This is a genomic window from Paracoccus panacisoli (assembly GCF_042435015.1).
In the GTDB taxonomy this organism is placed as follows: domain Bacteria; phylum Pseudomonadota; class Alphaproteobacteria; order Rhodobacterales; family Rhodobacteraceae; genus Paracoccus; species Paracoccus panacisoli.
This window is the reverse complement of the sequence record NZ_JBHMQU010000045.1, coordinates 18,992-35,232: the sequence shown is the minus strand read 5'-3', so window position 1 is coordinate 35,232 and position 16,241 is coordinate 18,992. Positions and strand designations below refer to the sequence as shown.

General features: G+C 71.8%; 16 protein-coding genes. 8 read left to right on the top strand and 8 right to left on the bottom strand.

Features of this window, described 5'->3' with window-relative positions; translation table 11 throughout:
* The first annotated feature begins 152 nt into the window (after positions 1-152).
* From ACFHYO_RS09705 to ACFHYO_RS09690, 4 genes are read left to right on the top strand one after another with little or no spacing between them, the layout of a single operon-like run.
* Positions 153-554, top strand: coding sequence for a sarcosine oxidase subunit delta (locus ACFHYO_RS09705; protein ID WP_394320062.1), 402 nt, complete (start codon positions 153-155; stop codon positions 552-554).
* On the top strand, positions 551-955 hold the full coding sequence (locus ACFHYO_RS09700) for a TfoX/Sxy family protein (protein ID WP_394320060.1): 405 nt from the start codon (positions 551-553) through the stop codon (positions 953-955). Before ACFHYO_RS09705 ends, ACFHYO_RS09700 begins: the two co-directional genes overlap by 4 nt.
* Positions 952-3,882: a sarcosine oxidase subunit alpha family protein gene (locus ACFHYO_RS09695; RefSeq protein WP_394320058.1), complete on the top strand. Its 2,931-nt coding sequence runs from the start codon at positions 952-954 to the stop codon at positions 3,880-3,882. Before ACFHYO_RS09700 ends, ACFHYO_RS09695 begins: the two co-directional genes overlap by 4 nt.
* Positions 3,875-4,432: a sarcosine oxidase subunit gamma gene (locus tag ACFHYO_RS09690; protein ID WP_394320056.1), complete on the top strand. Its 558-nt coding sequence runs from the start codon at positions 3,875-3,877 to the stop codon at positions 4,430-4,432. The genes ACFHYO_RS09695 and ACFHYO_RS09690 overlap by 8 nt, the downstream gene beginning before the upstream one ends.
* Positions 4,433-4,532: 100 nt before the next feature.
* Here the strand turns inward: ACFHYO_RS09690 and ACFHYO_RS09685 are convergent, their stop codons facing one another.
* Positions 4,533-5,132, bottom strand: coding sequence for a superoxide dismutase (locus ACFHYO_RS09685; RefSeq protein WP_036703962.1), 600 nt, complete (start codon positions 5,130-5,132; stop codon positions 4,533-4,535).
* 168 nt (positions 5,133-5,300) lie between these two features.
* Here ACFHYO_RS09685 and ACFHYO_RS09680 point away from each other — a divergent pair, with 168 nt between their 5' ends.
* Genes ACFHYO_RS09680 through der form a run of 3 tightly spaced genes read left to right on the top strand, consistent with a single transcriptional unit; the run spans position 5,301 to position 8,884 of the window.
* Entirely contained in the window at positions 5,301-6,038 is a 738-nt protein-coding gene (locus ACFHYO_RS09680) for a tetratricopeptide repeat protein (RefSeq protein WP_394320054.1), read from the top strand.
* Positions 6,039-6,071: 33 nt separating this feature from the next.
* Complete coding sequence (locus ACFHYO_RS09675) at positions 6,072-7,406, top strand: PQQ-like beta-propeller repeat protein (protein WP_394320052.1); 1,335 nt, start codon at positions 6,072-6,074, stop codon at positions 7,404-7,406.
* A complete protein-coding gene (der, locus tag ACFHYO_RS09670; RefSeq protein WP_394320050.1) occupies positions 7,403-8,884 on the top strand; it encodes a ribosome biogenesis GTPase Der in 1,482 nt (493 codons plus the stop codon). The genes ACFHYO_RS09675 and der overlap by 4 nt, the downstream gene beginning before the upstream one ends.
* Positions 8,885-9,028: 144 nt before the next feature.
* On the opposite strand, the gene rlmN is transcribed toward der, so the two are convergent.
* Complete coding sequence (gene rlmN, locus ACFHYO_RS09665; protein ID WP_043132659.1) at positions 9,029-10,222, bottom strand: dual-specificity RNA methyltransferase RlmN; 1,194 nt, start codon at positions 10,220-10,222, stop codon at positions 9,029-9,031.
* Between the two features lie 101 nt (positions 10,223-10,323).
* Complete coding sequence (locus tag ACFHYO_RS09660; RefSeq protein ID WP_036703676.1) at positions 10,324-10,845, bottom strand: invasion associated locus B family protein; 522 nt, start codon at positions 10,843-10,845, stop codon at positions 10,324-10,326.
* A 150-nt stretch (positions 10,846-10,995) separates the two neighbouring features.
* On the opposite strand from ACFHYO_RS09660, the gene ACFHYO_RS09655 reads away from it, so the two are divergent.
* Complete coding sequence (locus ACFHYO_RS09655; protein WP_394320047.1) at positions 10,996-11,991, top strand: asparaginase; 996 nt, start codon at positions 10,996-10,998, stop codon at positions 11,989-11,991.
* Positions 11,992-11,994: 3 nt separating this feature from the next.
* On the opposite strand, the gene ACFHYO_RS09650 is transcribed toward ACFHYO_RS09655, so the two are convergent.
* The 5 genes from ACFHYO_RS09650 to serA form a co-directional block, all read right to left on the bottom strand.
* Complete coding sequence (locus ACFHYO_RS09650) at positions 11,995-12,747, bottom strand: TSUP family transporter (RefSeq protein ID WP_394320045.1); 753 nt, start codon at positions 12,745-12,747, stop codon at positions 11,995-11,997.
* A gap of 7 nt (positions 12,748-12,754) precedes the next feature.
* Positions 12,755-13,075, bottom strand: a complete 321-nt coding sequence (hspQ, locus tag ACFHYO_RS09645; protein ID WP_394320043.1) for a heat shock protein HspQ — start codon at positions 13,073-13,075, stop codon at positions 12,755-12,757.
* A gap of 165 nt (positions 13,076-13,240) precedes the next feature.
* Positions 13,241-13,798 (bottom strand): DUF2585 family protein, encoded by a 558-nt coding sequence (locus ACFHYO_RS09640; RefSeq protein ID WP_043132654.1) that lies wholly within the window; start codon positions 13,796-13,798, stop codon positions 13,241-13,243.
* Positions 13,795-14,535, bottom strand: coding sequence for a metallophosphoesterase (locus tag ACFHYO_RS09635; RefSeq protein WP_043132652.1), 741 nt, complete (start codon positions 14,533-14,535; stop codon positions 13,795-13,797). Before ACFHYO_RS09635 ends, ACFHYO_RS09640 begins: the two co-directional genes overlap by 4 nt.
* Before the next feature lie 64 nt (positions 14,536-14,599).
* Entirely contained in the window at positions 14,600-16,189 is a 1,590-nt protein-coding gene (gene serA / locus ACFHYO_RS09630) for a phosphoglycerate dehydrogenase (RefSeq protein WP_036703684.1), read from the bottom strand.
* Positions 16,190-16,241: the final 52 nt, after the last annotated feature.

Sequence of the window (16,241 nt, the reverse complement as noted above, 5' to 3'; positions counted from 1 at the left end):
GCCCGCGCCGCGCGGCGCCCCGCGTCGGCCCGCGCCGCGCGGGGGCTGACCGCGCCGGCCCACGCCAGGCTGATCCCGTCCGCCCCTTTCCGTCCGTCCCGTTCCCCCTGCGCGCCCGCCGGCGCGTGGGGTGCTTGCCGTGGAAGCGCCCGATGCTGACCCTCACCTGCCCCTATTGCGGCGTTGCCGCCGAAGAGACCGAGCTCGCCCCCGGCGGCGAGGCGCATCTGACGCGGCACGGCCCCGGCTCGACCGACGCCGAGTTCGAGGGCTACCTCTTCGCCCGCCAGAACCCGCGCGGGGTGCTGTTCGAGCGCTGGCGCCACGCCTACGGCTGCGGCAAGTGGTTCCTCGCCGCCCGCGACAGCGTGACCTTGCAGGTGTTCGGCACCTACCCGGCGCAGTCGAAGGCCCCGCCCGACGACCTCGTGGCCGCGATCCGCGCCGCCCGCCCCGGCTGGACCCCGCCCGACCGGGTCGAGGCGGCGCCGGCCGGACGGGTGGGCGACGACTACGCCGCGAACCCCACGCCTGCGCGGGACGTTCTGCCATGACCCGCGATCCCCAGGCCGAGGACCGGCTGCGGGCCGAGCTGGCCGGCGCAGGGCTGACCGGCGCGGATGGGCTGAGCGAGCGGCCGATGTTCGGCGGGCTCTGCCTCATGCAGCACGGCCACATGCTCGCCGGGGTGCGCGAGGGGCGGCTGATGCTGCGCGTCGGCGCCGCGGCCGAGGCGGACGCCCTGACCCTTCCCGGCGTGACGCCGATGATCCACGGCGGCCGGCGGATGCGCGGCTATGTGTTCCTCGACACCGCGGCCGCGTCCGACGACACCCGCGCCACGCTGCTGGGGATGGCGCTGTCCCATGTCGGCACGCTGCCGCCCAAGGGCGCCGCCGCCGCCCGACCCACCCGATCCAAGCAGACCCGATCCAGCCGGACCCAAGCGCCATGACCCGCCGCCATCACCCCTTCCGCCTGCCGCAGGGCGGCCGCCTGATCGACCGCAGCGCGCCGCGTCCGTTCCGCTTCGAGGGCCGCGAGCGCGCGGGCTTTGCCGGCGACACGCTCGCCTCGGCGCTGCTCGGCTCCGGCCAGCTGATCATGGGGCGCAGCTTCAAGTATCACCGCCCGCGCGGCCCGCTCGCCTCGGGCGCGGAAGAGCCGAACGCGCTCTTCGGCCTCGGCACCGGTCCGCGGTTCGAGCCGAACCAGCGCGCCACCACCACCCCGCTCGAGGCGGGGATGGTGGCGGTCAGCCAGAACGCCTGGCCGAGCCTTGACCGCGACATCGGCGCGATCAACGACCGGCTGTGGCGGTTCTTCCCGGCCGGGTTCTACTACAAGACCTTCATCCACCCCCGGGCGGCGTGGAAGCGGCTGTTCGAGCCGGTGATCCGCCGCGCCGCGGGTCTCGGGCGGGCGCCCGAGCATCCCGACCCCGACCGCTACGAACAGGCCTATGCCCATGCCGAGGTCGTCGTGGTGGGCGGTGGCATCGCCGGGCTGGCCGCCGCGCAGCGCGTCGCGGCGGGCGGCGGCCGGGTCATCGTGCTGGAACAGTCGCCGCACTGGGGCGGGCGCACGCCGGTCGATCACCCCGACGGGCAGGCGCGGGTCGAGGCGGCGCTCGCCGCGCTGCGGGCGATGCCGAACGTCACCCTGCGGCGCAACACCATGGCCACGGGGCTTTACGACCACGGCTATCTGCTCGCCCGCGAGGCGCTGGCCGACCACGCGCCCGACAGCGGCCTGCCGCGCCAGCGGCTGTGGCGCATCCGCGCCGGGCGCATCATCACCGCCACCGGGGCGCTGGAACGGCCCCTCAGCTTTGCCGGCAACGACGTGCCGGGGGTGATGCTGGCCAGCGCGGTGCGCGACTACATCACCGACTACGCGGTGGCACCGGGGCGGCGGATCGCGGTCGTCACCAACAACGACGACGCCTATCGCACCGCGCTCGCGGCGCTGGACGCGGGGCTCGAGGTGCCGGTGGTGCTCGACGCGCGCCCGCGGGCCGAGGGCGCGCTGCCGCAGGCCGTCCGGGCCCGCGGGGTGCGGGTCGAGACGGGGGCGGCGGTGGCGAAGGTGCTCGGCCGGATGGGCGTCGACGGGCTGCGCTGGTGCGCGCAGGACGGCGCGGGCGACCCGCTCGGCACCGTCGATTGCGACGTGATCGCCATGTCCGGCGGTTGGTCGCCGGTGGTCCATCTGTGGAGCCATTGTGGCGGCAAGCTGGTCTGGGACGAGGCCCGCGCGATGTTCGCCCCCGACCCCGCGCAGCCGCCCACGGGCGCCGACGGGCGCGGCGACGTGCTGGCCGTGGGCGCGGCGGCGGGCGACCTGCGGCTGGCCGAGCTGACCGGGGCGCCGGACGAGGCGCCGATCCTGCCGGTCTGGGTCATGCCCGCGGGTGCGCCGCCCAAGGCGCGCTTCAAGATGTGGCTCGATTTCCAGAACGACGTGAAGGTCTCGGACGTGGAACTCGCTGGCCGCGAGGGCTATGCGAGCGTCGAGCACGCCAAGCGCTACACCACGCTGGGGATGGCGACGGACCAGGGGAAGGTCAGCAACATCAACGGCCTCGCCGTGCTGTCGGACACGCTGGGCCAGCCCATCGCGGCGACCGGCACGACGACCTTCCGCCCGCCCTATACGCCACTCACCCTCGGCACCATCGCCGCCGAGGCCCGCGGCGCGGCCTTCCAGCCGCTGCGCAAGACGCCGATGCACGGCTGGCACGAGGCGCACGGCGCGGATTTCGAGCCGGTCGGTCTCTGGCGCCGGCCCTATTGCTACCCGCGCGCGGGCGAGACCCGCGAAACCGCCGTCGCGCGCGAGATCGGGGCGGTGCGGGGCGGGGTGGGCACGCTCGACGCCTCGACGCTGGGCAAGATCCTCGTCAAGGGGCCGGATGCCGGGCGCTTCCTCGACATGATCTACACCGGCATGATGTCGTCCCTGCCGGTCGGCAAATGCCGCTACGGGCTGATCTGTTCGGAAAACGGCTTCCTGATCGACGACGGGGTGGCGGCGCGGCTCTCCGAGGACGCCTGGCTCTGCCACACCACCACCGGCGGGGCCGAGCGCATCCACGCGCATATGGAGGACTGGCTGCAGTGTGAATGGTGGGACTGGCAGGTGCACACCGCCAACCTCACCGAGCAGTCGGCGCAGATCGCCGTGGTCGGCCCCAAGGCCCGCGCGGTGCTTGAGGCGCTGGGCGGCATGGACGTGTCCGAGGCGGCGCTGCCCTTCATGGGCTGGGCCGAGGGCACGCTGGCCGGGCATCCGGTCCGCATCTACCGCATCAGCTTCTCGGGCGAGCTGTCCTTCGAGATCGCCACCCCCGCCGACCGCGGCCTGGCCTTGTGGGAGGCGATCCACGCCGCCGGTGCGCCATACGGCATCACGCCCTACGGCACCGAGGCGATGCACGTCATGCGGGCCGAAAAGGGCTTCATCATGATCGGGGACGAGACCGACGGCACGGTGATCCCGCAGGACCTGAACCTCGGCTGGGCGATCTCGAAGAAGAAGCCCGACTTCATCGGCAAGCGCGCGCAGGAGCGGTCGTTCATGGCCTCGCCCGAGCGCTGGAAGCTGGTCGGGCTGGAAAGCCTCGACGGGCGGGTGCTGCCGGACGGCGCCTATGCGGTGGCCGACGGCGTGAACGCCAACGGCCAGCGCAACACGCAAGGGCGGGTCACGTCGAGCTACGCCTCGCCGACGCTCGGGCGGCCGATCGCGATGGGGCTGGTGCAGCGCGGGCCCGAGCGGATGGGCGAGGAACTGGCCTTCGAGGTGCCGGGCGCGACCTACCGGGCGCGGATCGTCGATCCGGTGTTCTACGACAAGGAAGGGACGCGGGCGAATGGCTGAGAGGGGCAGAGATACGGGTAGCGACGTCACGGGCACGGGGCCGCTGGCGGCGATCACCGAGATCCGCGGGCTGGGGATGATCCTGATCCGCGCCGACCTGACCCGGGCGGGCGATGCGCTGGCCGAGGCGGCGGGGCTCGCGGTGCCCGCCGCCACGCGCTTCACCACCGATGGGGCGCGCTGGCTCGGCTGGATGGCGCCGGATGAGCTGCTGCTGATCCTGCCCGCGACCGAGACGGCCGCGACCCTCGCCGCGCTGCGCGACGCGCTTTCGACCGAAGCCGCGCTGGTCGAGGATGTCAGCGCCATGCGCTGCGTCTTCGACCTGTCCGGCCTCCGGGCGGCCGAGGTGCTCATGAAGCTGACCCCCGCCGATCTGTCCGCGCTGCCCGCGGACGGGTTGCGCCGCACCCGCGCGGCTCAGGTGGCCTGCGCGCTGTGGCGCCACGGCGACGGCTGGCGGGTCATCGCCTTCCGGTCGATCCGTGACTACCTTGCCGAGGTGCTGGCGCGCGCCGCCGCCCCCGGCACCGGCCTCGCCCCGCGCTGAGCGCGTCTTTCGGGCGGAAGTCCCCCGGTTCGGCGTCACAACCCCCACAACGAAAAGGGCCCGCATCGCTGCGGGCCCTCTCTCATTCCATCGCCGCAGATCACATCCGCGAGGCGACGTTTTCCCAGTTCACCAGATTGGCGAGGAAGTTCTCGAGGTACTTCGGCCGCGCGTTGCGGAAGTCGATGTAGTAGGAATGTTCCCACACATCGCAGCCGAGCAGCGCGGTCTGGCCCTTGGCGAGCGGGTTCACCCCGTTCTCGGTCTTGGTGATCTCGAGCCCGCCATCGGCCTTCTTGACCAGCCACGCCCAGCCCGAGCCGAACTGGCCGACGCCGGCCTCGGTGAACTTCTTCTTGAAGTCGTCGACCGAGCCGAAGCTGTCCTTGATCGCGGCTTCCAGCTCGGACGGCATGGCCGGAACCTTCGGCGCCATCATCTCCCAGAACTGAGTGTGGTTCCAGTGCTGGCTGGCGTTGTTGAAGATGCCGTTCTGGGCGACCGCACCCTCCTGATAGGTGCCCTTGACGATCTCTTCGAGCGTCTTGCCCTCCCACTCGGTGCCGGCGATCAGCTCGTTGAGCTTGTCCACATAGGCCTTGTGGTGCTTGTCGTGGTGATACTCGAGCGTCTCCTTGGACATCCCGCCGGCGGCCAGCGCGTCGTGGGCATAGGGGAGGTCGGGCAGGGTGAAGGCCATATTGCGTTCCTTTCCAAGGATTTCGGTGGTCTCGGCGTCGGCGTGCACAAGGTGGCGCCGGGCTTGCGTGGGCAACGCGGCGGGCGTGGGGCGGGTTCCCGCGCAGCCGTTGGCAATCCGCCCCGCGCGCGTATAGAAGAGCGGGAAACGAGGGACCGGCGGGACGACATGGCCAACCAGAACGACAGCTTCATCGACGAGGTGACCGAGGATCTGCGCCGCGACCGCCTGTTCCTGGCGATGCGGCGCTATGGCTGGATCGCCGTCCTGGCCATCCTGGTGCTGGTCGGGGCCGCCGCCTGGCGCGAGTGGTCCAACGCCCGCGCCGCCCGCACCGCGCAGGCGTTCGGTGACGCGCTGCTCGCGGCCGAGGCGACCCAGGGCGACGCCGCCGCCCGCGCCGCGGCCGTCGCCGCCGTCCCCGCCCCGCAGCCGAGCCAGGCGGCGCTGCGCGACCTGATGGCCGCGAACCTGCTGGCCGAGGCCGGTCAACTCGCCGAGGCGACCCAGCGCTACGACGCCGCCGCCACCGCCGCGGGCAACGCCGGCGACAAGGTGATGGCCGACCTGGCCGCGCTGCGCTCGGTCCTTGCCCAAGGCCCGGCGATGGAGGCCTCGGCCCGCGACACCGTGCTGGGCAAGCTCTCGACCCCCGGCGCCCCGTTCGAGCTGATCGCGCTGGAACTCAAGGCGCTGGCCCTGGTCAGCGCCGGGCGCGACCAGGACGCGGTGACGCTGGTGCGCCAGATCCAGCAGCGCGACGGGCTGGGGCAGGGCCAGCGCCGGCGGCTGGCCGAGCTGCTCATCACCCTCGGCGTCGATCCCGAACCCGAGCCTGCCACCCAGACCGCCCCCGATCCGACCCGCGCTGCCGAGGTCGTGACCCCGGGCGCCCCCGCCAACTGACCCCCCTCAGCCCGTCCCACGCCGGAGCGCCCGATGTCCAGACGACCGATCGCGAAGCTGCCCCTGATCGCCCTGACCGCGGCCGTGACCGCGCTCGGGGCCTGCGCCGAGCGTGAGGTGGTGCTGACCGGCACGCGGCTTGACCCGCGGGCGGTCGTCTCGCCCGAAGGCCCGGCGGTGGTCGAGGGGGGCGCGGTCACGACCACCGCGCTGCGCCTGCCCGCCCCGCGCTCGGTCGAATGGACCACGCGCGGCGCGAACCCCGCGCATCTGATCCCGCACGCGACCCTTGGCGCCGGCACCACGCGGGTGTTCTCGGCGCCGATCGGCCAGCCGGCCGGCAAGCGCCACCGGATCACCGCCGACCCCGTGGTCGCGGGCGGCCGCATCTTCACCATGGACAGCCGCGCGCGGGTGACCGCCACGGCGCTGTCGGGCGGGACCGCCTGGACCGCGGACGTGACGCCCCCGGGCGAGAACCCCGACAGCGCCTCGGGCGGCGGCATCGCCTATGAGGGCGGGCGGGTCTATGTCACCACCGGCTTCGGCGAACTCGTCGCGCTCGACGCGGCCTCGGGCGCGGTGATCTGGCGCCAGCGGGTCGAGGCGCCGGTCGGCGGCGCCCCCACGGTGCAGAACGGCACCGTCTATGTCGTCGCCCGCAACGCCACCGGCTGGGCGGTCCGCGCCGCCGACGGCAAGGTGCTGTGGACCGTCTCGGGGATCGCCGGGCCGTCCGGCGTCACCGGCGTCTCGGCCCCGGCGGTGGACGGCGATCTGGTCGTCTTCCCCTTCGCCTCGGGCCAGCTTCTGGCCGTGGACACCGCCACCGGCCTCGAGAGGTGGAGCGGGCAGGTCGCCGGCACCCGCCGCGGCCGCGCCATCGCCTTCATCCGCGACCTGACCGGCGACCCGGTGATCGCCGGCAACGTCGTGATCGCCGGCTCGTCCTCGGGCCGCATCAACGCCTTCGACCGCACCACCGGCGTCGAGCTGTGGAGCGAGAAGGACGGCGCCAACAGCCCGGTCCTGCTGGCCGGCGGCTCGGTCTTCGCGGTCAACGACCAGGCCCAGCTCGTCCGCCTCGACGCCGCGACCGGCGGGCGCATCTACGCCACCAAGCTGCCGCTCTACACCACGCTCAGGGTCCGCAAGCAGGACGACATCGTGGCCCATTACGGCCCGGTGCTGGCGGGCGGGCGGCTGTTCGTCGCCTCGTCGGACGGGGTGCTCAGGGCCTTCGACCCCGCCTCGGGGGCCGAGGTCGGCCAGGCGGCGATCCCCGGCGGGGCCGCGACCGCGCCGGTCGTCTCGGGCGGAACGCTCTACGTCGCGGGCCGCGACGGCAACCTGCACGCCTACCGATGAGCTTCACCCTCGCCATCGTCGGGCGCCCGAACGTGGGCAAGTCCACGCTGTTCAACCGCCTCGTCGGCAAGCGGCTGGCGCTGGTCGATGACCAGCCCGGCGTCACCCGCGACCTGCGCGAGGGCGACGCGCGGCTGGGCGACCTGCGCTTCGTGGTGATCGATTCGGCCGGCCTCGAGATGGTCGAGGACGACAGCCTGCAGGGCCGGATGCGCCGCCTGACCGAGCGGGCGGTGGACGAGGCCGACATCTGCCTGTTCGTCATCGACGCCCGCGCCGGGGTCACCGCCGCCGACGAGTATTTCGCCGACATCCTGCGCCGGCGCGCCAAGCACGTGCTGCTCGCCGCCAACAAGGCCGAGGGCCGCGCCGGCGAATCCGGTGCCGCCGAGGGCTGGAGCCTTGGCCTGGGCGAGCCGATCCGAATCTCGGCCGAGCACGGCGAGGGGCTCGAGGATCTCTACCGGGCGCTGCAACCGCTGGCCGACCAGGTCGAGGCCGAGCGCCCGGCCCCGATCGCGCCCGTCACCGACGTGACCCTGACCGAAGCGCAGGCGGAATCGGGCGAGGGTGCCGAGGACTGGCACCCGTCCGAGGCCCGCCCGCTGCAGATCGCGGTGATCGGTCGCCCGAACGCGGGCAAGTCGACGCTGATCAACAAGATCATCGGCGAGGACCGGCTGCTGACCGGCCCCGAGGCGGGCATCACGCGCGATTCGATCTCGGTCCGGGCCGATTTCATGGGCACCCCGGTGCGGATCTTCGACACCGCCGGCATGCGGAAGAAGGCGCGGATCTCGGACAAGGTGGAAAAGCTTTCCGTGGCCGACGGGCTGCGCGCGGTGCGTTTCGCCGAGGTCGTGGTGGTGCTGCTGGACGTGGCGATCCCCTTCGAGCAGCAGGACCTGCGGATCGCGGATTTCGCCGAGACCGAGGGCCGCGCCGTGGTCGTGGCGGCCAACAAGTGGGACCTCGAGGAGGACAAGCCGCACAAGCTCAACGAGCTGCGCGAGGCGTTCGAGCGGCTTCTGCCGCAGCTCAAGGGCGCGCCGCTGGTGACCGTCTCGGCACGGACCGGCAAGGGGCTGGACCGGCTGCACAACGCGGTGGTCAAGGCGCATGAGGTCTGGAACCGGCGCGTGGGCACGGCGAGGCTGAACCAGTGGCTGACCGCGATGACCGAGGCGCACCCGCCGCCCGCGCCCGGCGGACGCCGCATCCGGCTGCGCTACATGACGCAGGTCAAGACCCGGCCGCCGGGCTTCGTGGTGATGGCGACGCACACCGACCAGATCCCGGAAAGCTACCGGCGCTATCTCGTCAACGGGCTGCGGCAGGATTTCGACCTGCCCGGCACGCCGATCCGGCTGACCTTCCGCGACCAGGGCGAGAAGAACCCCTACAAGGACAAGTCGAACAAGCGCCCCACCGGCGCGCTCGCCAAGCACAAGGACCGCATGCGTCCGAAGTCCGGCTGACGCGCTTTCCTCGGGCTGGACTTGAATATCCCGCGGGGGTGAGGCGGGCCAGAAAACGGTCCGGTGGACCGTTTTCCCGCCGAACGCCCTCGGCCCTTGGCCGAGGGTTGGGGGGGCGCGAAGCCCCCGGTCCGGCGGCTCCGCTTAAAGCCCGGCCTCGGCCGCCACCTGGGCCGCCGACTTCCGCCCCCGCTCGGTCGCGGATTTGAGCTGACCGCAGGCCGCCATGATGTCCTCGCCCCGCGGGGTGCGGATCGGCGAGGCGTAGCCGGCCTTGTAGATGATGTCGGCGAAGGCCTCGATCCGGTCCCACGACGAACGGCGATAGGGCGCGCCGGGCCATTCATTGAAGGGGATCAGGTTGATCTTCGCCGGGATGCCGCGGATCAGCCGGATCAGGCGGCGGGCGTCGTCGTCGCTGTCGTTCACCCCGTCGAGCATCACATACTCGAAGGTGATCCGCTCGCTGTTCGAGAGCCGCGGATAGTCGCGCAGCGCGCCCAGCAGCTCGTCGATGTTCCAGCGCTTGTTGATCGGCACCAGCCGGTCGCGCACCGCGTCGGTGGTGGCGTGGAAGCTGACCGCGAGCTGGCAGCCGATCTCTTCGGCCGTGCGCGCGATCTCGGGCACCACGCCCGAGGTCGAGAGCGTGATCCGCCGGCGCGAGAGGCTCAGCCCCTCACCGTCCATCACCACCCGCATCGCGTCCCGCACGTTGTCGAAATTGTAGAGCGGCTCGCCCATGCCCATCAGCACGAGGTTCGACACCAGCCGCGTCTCATCCTTGGGCGCGCCCGGCTCGGGCCATTCACCCAGGTCGTCGCGGGCGACCATGAGCTGGCCCACGATCTCGCCCGCGGTCAGGTTGCGCACCAGCTTCTGCGTGCCGGTGTGGCAGAAGGAACAGGTCAGCGTGCAGCCGACCTGCGAGCTCACGCACAGCGTCCCGCGCCCCTCTTCGGGGATGTAGACCGTCTCGACCTCGTGCCCGCCGGCGATCCGCAGCAGATACTTGCGCGTGCCGTCGTCCGAGACCTGCCGGGTGACCACCTCGGGCAGGGCGATCTCGAACCGCTCGGCGAGGAAGGCGCGGTAGTCCTTGGCGAGGTTGGTCATCTGCGCGAAGTCGCGCACCCCCCAGTGATAGACCCACTGCCAGATCTGGCCCACGCGCATCCGCGCCTGCCGCTCGGGCGTGCCGGCCTCGATCAGCGCCTCGCGTAGCTGCTCGCGCGTCAGCCCGACCAGGTTCACGCGGCCGCCCTCGGGCAGCTTGCGCGGGATCGTCAGCACGTCCTGGGTGATCGGCGCGGCGGAGAGGGTGGGGGCGGGGGTCATCGGCGGGTCCGTATCGGCAAGGGCGGGTCAAAACATCGGGGCCGCCCCGAGATGGGGCGGCCCCGAGCGTAGCACAACCACCGGTCAGGCGGCAGCGGCGATTACTTGCAGGTGTCGCGCGCCTTGTTGGTCATCGCGGTGATGCCGGCGAGCGAGAAGGTGTCGGTCGTCCGGGTGCCGCGCGACGAGCGGCCCTTGACCACCGCCTCGGACCCCGCACGGAGCGCCGAGATCAGCTTGGCGTCCTCGTCGGGCGAGCCGGTCCAGGCGTTCTCGCCATCGGTGAACAGCTTGAACTTGTTCGAGCCGATCTCGACGTCGACGGTCGAATCCGGGGCGAAGGGATAGCCGCCCTGGAACGACACCTCGCCGTTCTGGCCGGGGCGATAGGCGACGTACAGGCGGATGTCGCTGCGGGTCACCTCGCGCGGCTTGCCCTCGGCGTCGGTGTTCACGGTGGACTTGGGCGGCGAGACGGCCCAGCACTCCTTGGGCTGGTCGCCGCCGAACGCGGTCCAGGCGCCCTCGCTGCCCAGCACCTTGGGTTCGGCCGCCAGCGCCGGCGACACCAGCGCCGTCGCAAAGGCAGCGACAAGTCCGATGCGGGTAAGGGATGTCGTCATGCTCGTGGCCTCCTGCTGTCCCGGTCTCGGGGCCGGGTTATCACGGGTCGGATGGTCTTGCGACCGGATATGGCGTCAATTAACCGGAAAGCCGCCGGCGGCAAAACCCCCCCGGTTGGAAATCGCGCATTTGTCAAAGGGGGCGGAGCGATGGGTCCGGTCGATCTGGTGGAAATCTGGCGCGGCGGGATGCCGGAAAGCGTCCACCGCGGTCACGCCGTCGTCTGGAACCGCGGCGGGCTGGTCGAAAGCTGGGGCGACCCGGCGGCGGTGATCTTTCCGCGCTCGTCGTGCAAGATGATCCAGGCGCTGCCGCTGATCGAAAGCGGCGCGGCCGACGCGGCGGGGCTTGGCCCCGAGCAGCTGGCGCTCGCCTGCGCGAGCCACCAGGGCGCGGCGATCCACACCAGCCGGGTCGGCGCGTGGCTGGGCGGGCTGGGCCTCGCCGAGCGCGACCTGCGCTGCGGCGCGCATATGCCCAACGACCCGGCCGAGAACCGCCGCCTGACCTGCGCCGACGAGGCGCCGTGCCAGCTTCACAACAACTGCTCGGGCAAGCACGCGGGCTTCCTGACCTGGACCCGCCACGCCAAGGCGGGGCCCGAGTATCACGAGCCCGACCATCCGCTGCAGCAGGCGGTGCGCGCGGCGTTCGAGGAGGTCACCGGCGAGCCCTCGCCCGGCTACGGCATCGACGGCTGCTCGGCGCCGAACTTCGCCACCTCGGTCGCGGGGCTGGCCCGCGCGATGGCGGCGTTTGCCGATCCCGGCGCGGATGCGCGGGGCCGGGCGATGGCGCGGCTGACCGCGGCGATGACCGCCCACCCCGAGCTGGTGGCGGGCGAGGGGCGGGCCTGCACGCTGCTCATGCGGGCGATGGGCGGCCGGGTGGCGGTCAAGACCGGCGCCGAGGCGGTGTTCGTGGCCATCGCGCCCGAGCGGGGCATGGGCATCGCGCTCAAGATCGCGGACGGCGCCACCCGCGCGTCCGAGGCCGCGATCACCGCGCTGCTGGTGCGGCACGGGCTGCTCGACGCCGGCCATCCGGTGGTGGGCAAGCTGCTCAGCGACCCGCTGACCAACTGGCGCGGGATCGAGGTGGCCGAGCGGCGGCTGGCCGAGGGGTTCGCGGGGCCGCTGAACTGACCCCTAGAGCATCTGCCAGAGAAGCCGCAGGGCCAGCGCCGTCGAGGTGACGACCAGCAGCGGCTTGATGACCCGCGCGCCCACGCGCAGCGCCAGCCGGGCGCCGATCAGCGCGCCCAGCATCTGCCCCGCGCCCATCGCCAGCCCGACGATCCAGAGCGGGTGCCCGGTCAGCGCAAAGGCCGTCAGCCCGCCGATGTTCGAGGCGAAGTTCAACAGCTTCGTGTGCGCCGTAGCCTTGAGGATGCCGTAGCCCGCCAGCGTTACGAACCCCATCATGTAGAACGCGCCCGCGCCGGGCCCGATCAGCCCGTCGTAGAACCCCACCGCCGGCACCACCGTCAGCCCGAAAACCGCCGGCGTCAGCCGTGCCGCGCGGTCGAGATCGCCAAGGCCTGGCTTCAGCGCGAAGAACAGCGCGATGCCGATCAGCACCACCGGCAGCACCACCCGCAGCGCCTGCGTCGGCAGTGCCGAGACGAGCAGCGCGCCCGCCACCCCGGCGGCAAAGGCCAGCGCCGCCGCCGGCAACTGCGCCCGCAGGTCGACGAGGCCCGAGCGCGCATAGCTGACCGCCGCGGTCGCCGCCCCAAAGCTGCCCTGCACCTTGTTGGTGGCCAGCGCCTGCTCGGGCGACAACCCGGCCAGCATCAGCACCGGCACGGTGATCAGCCCGCCGCCCCCGGCGATGGAATCCACAAACCCGGCGCCGATCGCCGCCGCGACCAGCGCGATGAGCAGTTCGGGGTCGAGCATCCGGGACTCAGTTCAGCCCGTGCTGCAGCGGATAGCGGCCGTCAGAGAACTCGCCGAAGCGGGCGGTCAGCTCGGGGTGTTCGAGCGGCTCGCCCGAGGGATCGGGGACGAGGTTCTGCTCGGACACATAAGCGACATAATAGGTCGCCTCGGTCTCGGCGTAGAGGTGGTAATAGGGCTGGTCCTTGGTCGGCCGGCAGTCCTCGGGAATGGACTGGTACCATTCCTCGGTGTTCGAGAATTGCGGGTCCACGTCGAACACGACCCCCCGGAACGGGTGTTCGCGGTGCCGGACGACCTGGCCAATGTTGTATTTTGCGGCCCGCATTACTGCTCCCCGCCCTTGTTTGGTGCCCCTTCTTGTAACGCCATGCCCCGCGCGAGTAAATCGCCCTGCCGCATTGTCGGGCAGCCAGATGTCTCAAATCCGTCATTCTGTGACCGCCACGTGAGGTCGCCGCGACCGGCCGCAATCGCGCGCGAAGGCCGCGACTCAGCCCCCGGCCTGCCACGCCCGCACCGCCTCGAGCGGCCAGAGCAGCATCAGCACGTTGAGGATCAGCCCGTCGCGGATCAGCGCGACCGTCACCGCCTCGGCGGTCAGGAACAGCGCCACGCTCGCCCACACCGGCAGCACCCGGGCGAGGGCAAAGCCCAGCCACATCGCGCCGATGTCGGCCAGCGAGTTCACCACCGCGTCGCCCTCGTACCCCAGCGCGATGGTGGCGGCACGGTAGCGGTCGATGATCGCGGGCGAGTTCTCGGCCAGCTCCCACGCGGCCTCGATGAGCGTGGCGGCGGTCAGGCGGGCGCCCAGCGTCCAGCGCGGCGCGAGCCGCGCGAGCACGGCGTAGAAGATCAGCCCGTGCAGCACATGGCTGGGCGTGTACCAGTCGATCAGGTGCTGCGAGTTGCCCGAGTCGTCGGTGGCGCCGTGCCAGAGTTCGACCCAGCCGCAGGTGCAGATCAGCGGCCGCCCCATCAGGGTGAGCGTGACAGCCGTCCAGGCGAGGATCAGGGCCAGCGCCAGCGCCGTCCGGCGCGGCGTCATTCCCGGTCCGTGGCGCCGGGGGTGAGCCGGCGCGGCCCGGCGTCATCCAGCACCCACACGCCACCCCCGTCGATGCGGATCGCCGTCAGCGCCCCGCCATAGGCGGCGCCGGTGTCGATGTTGACGCGGTTGCCGTAATGGGTCGCGCGGCGGACGGGGGTGTGGCCGTGCACCACCAGCACCCCGTGGTCGCGCGGGTCGTCGTGGAACGGGCGGCGCAGCCAGGTCAGGTCGTCCTCGGTCTGCTCGCGCAAATCGATGCCGGGTCGGATGCCGGCGTGGACGAAGAGTGCAAGCGGCGTCAGGTGCCAGCCGGGCAGGGCATCCAGCCAGCGCGCGTGCGCCATGGGCACCTTGCGCAGCGCCTCGGCGTGGACGGTGTTAAGGTCGCGGCGCTCGGCATCGGCGATGCCGTAGGAGGCCAGCGTCTCGGCTGCACCGGTGTCGCGGGCCAGCCAGGGTTCGCGCAGGCTCGCGCAGGGGTCGATCCAGCGCGGGTCGCGCAGGAACTGCGGCAGCTGGCGGTCGTGGTTGCCCTTGACCACCACCCAGTCCCGGCCCGCGGCCTGTCCGGCCATGAGGAACTCGACCACCCCCCGCGAGTCGGGGCCGCGGTCGAGCAGATCGCCCACGTGGACCACCTGCGCCCCCGCCCCGCCATCGTCGCGGATGCGGGCATGGGCCGCCTCGAGCAGGCCGAGGTGGCCGTGCACATCACCGATCGCATAGACGCGCATGGGCTTGCCTCCCCGTGGCCCATCCCCGGCCGAGGGGCCGGCCGGGGGGCTGCGCGTCCGGTCCTTACAGCTCGAAGCGCAGCGGGCGCACCATCTCGAACTTGCCGGTGGCCAGCAAGGCCTCGCGCACGTCCTCGCGCAGCGGCGCGTCGAGATAGGTGATGGCGATGGCGTCGCCGCCGCCGGCCACCCGGCCGAGGGTGAAGTTCGCCATGTTCACGCCCATCTCGCCCAGCGTGGTGCCGAGCGTCCCGATCACGCCGGGCACGTCGCGGTTGCGGGTGTACATCATGTGCTCGCCGATCTCGGCATCGACGTTGATGCCGCGGATCTGGATGAAACGCGGCTTGCCGTCCGAGAAGACCGTCCCGGCGATGGCGCGCTCGCGGTCCGAGACCATCGTGACCTTGATGTAGCCGTCATAGACGCCCGACTTGTCCTGCGTCGTGGTGGCGATCTGGATGCCGCGCTCGCGCGCGACGACCGGGGCCGAGACCATGTTGGCGTCGGGGTTCACCGCCCGCATGACGCCCGCGATCACCGCGGCGTTGAGCGCGTTGAGGTTCATCCCCGCCGCGACCCCGTCATAGAGGATGTTGATCGCCTTGATCGGCTCGTCGGTCATCTGGCCGACGAAGGTGCCGAGGTGCCCGGCGAGCTTGATCCACGGGCCCATGACGGCGGCTTCCTCGGCCGTGACGCTGGGCATGTTCAGCGCGTTGGCGACCGCCCCGGTCAGCAGGTAATCGGCCATCTGCTCGGCCACCTGCAGGGCCACGTTCTCCTGCGCCTCGGTGGTCGAGGCGCCGAGGTGCGGCGTCACCACGACGTTCGGCAGGTTGAAGAGCGGGCTGTCGGTCGCGGGCTCGGTCGCGAACACGTCGAGCGCGGCGCCGGCGACATGGCCGGACTTGAGCAGCTCGGCCAGCGCCGCCTCGTCGATCAGCCCGCCGCGGGCGGCGTTAACGATGCGCACGCCCTTCTTGGTCTTGGCCAGGTTCTCGGCCGACAGGATGTTGCGGGTCTTGTCGGTCAGCGGCACGTGCAGGGTGATGAAGTCGGCCTTGGCCAGCAGCTCGTCCAGCTCGACCTTGGTGGCGCCGATCTCGCGGGCGCGCTCGTCCGAGAGGAAGGGGTCATAGGCCAGCACCTTCATGTGCAGCCCGCGGGCGCGGTCGATCACGATCCCGCCGATGTTGCCCGCGCCGATCACGCCGAGCGTCTTGTTGAAGAGCTCGACCCCCATGAAGCGGTTCTTCTCCCACTTCCCGGCATGGGTCGAGACCGAAGCCTCGGGCAGTTGCCGGGCCACGGCGAACATCAGCGCGATGGCGTGCTCGGCGGTGGTGACGCTGTTGCCGAACGGCGTGTTCATCACGATCACGCCCTTCTTCGAGGCGGCGGGGATGTCCACGTTGTCGACGCCGATCCCGGCCCGGCCGATCACCTTGAGGCGGGTGGCCTTCTCCAGCAGCTTCTCGGTGACCTTGGTGGCCGAACGGATGGCGAGGCCGTCGTAGTTGCCGATGATCTCGGCAAGCTTCTCCTTGTCCTTGCCGAGGTCGGGCATGTAGTCGACCTCGACCCCGCGATCGCGGAAGATCTGGACGGCGGTTTCGCTCAGCGCGTCGGAAACCAGAACCTTGGGTGCCATGTCATGTGCTCCTGTGAGGGGCCGGGCGCGTGGCGCTCGCAACCCCTTCTTT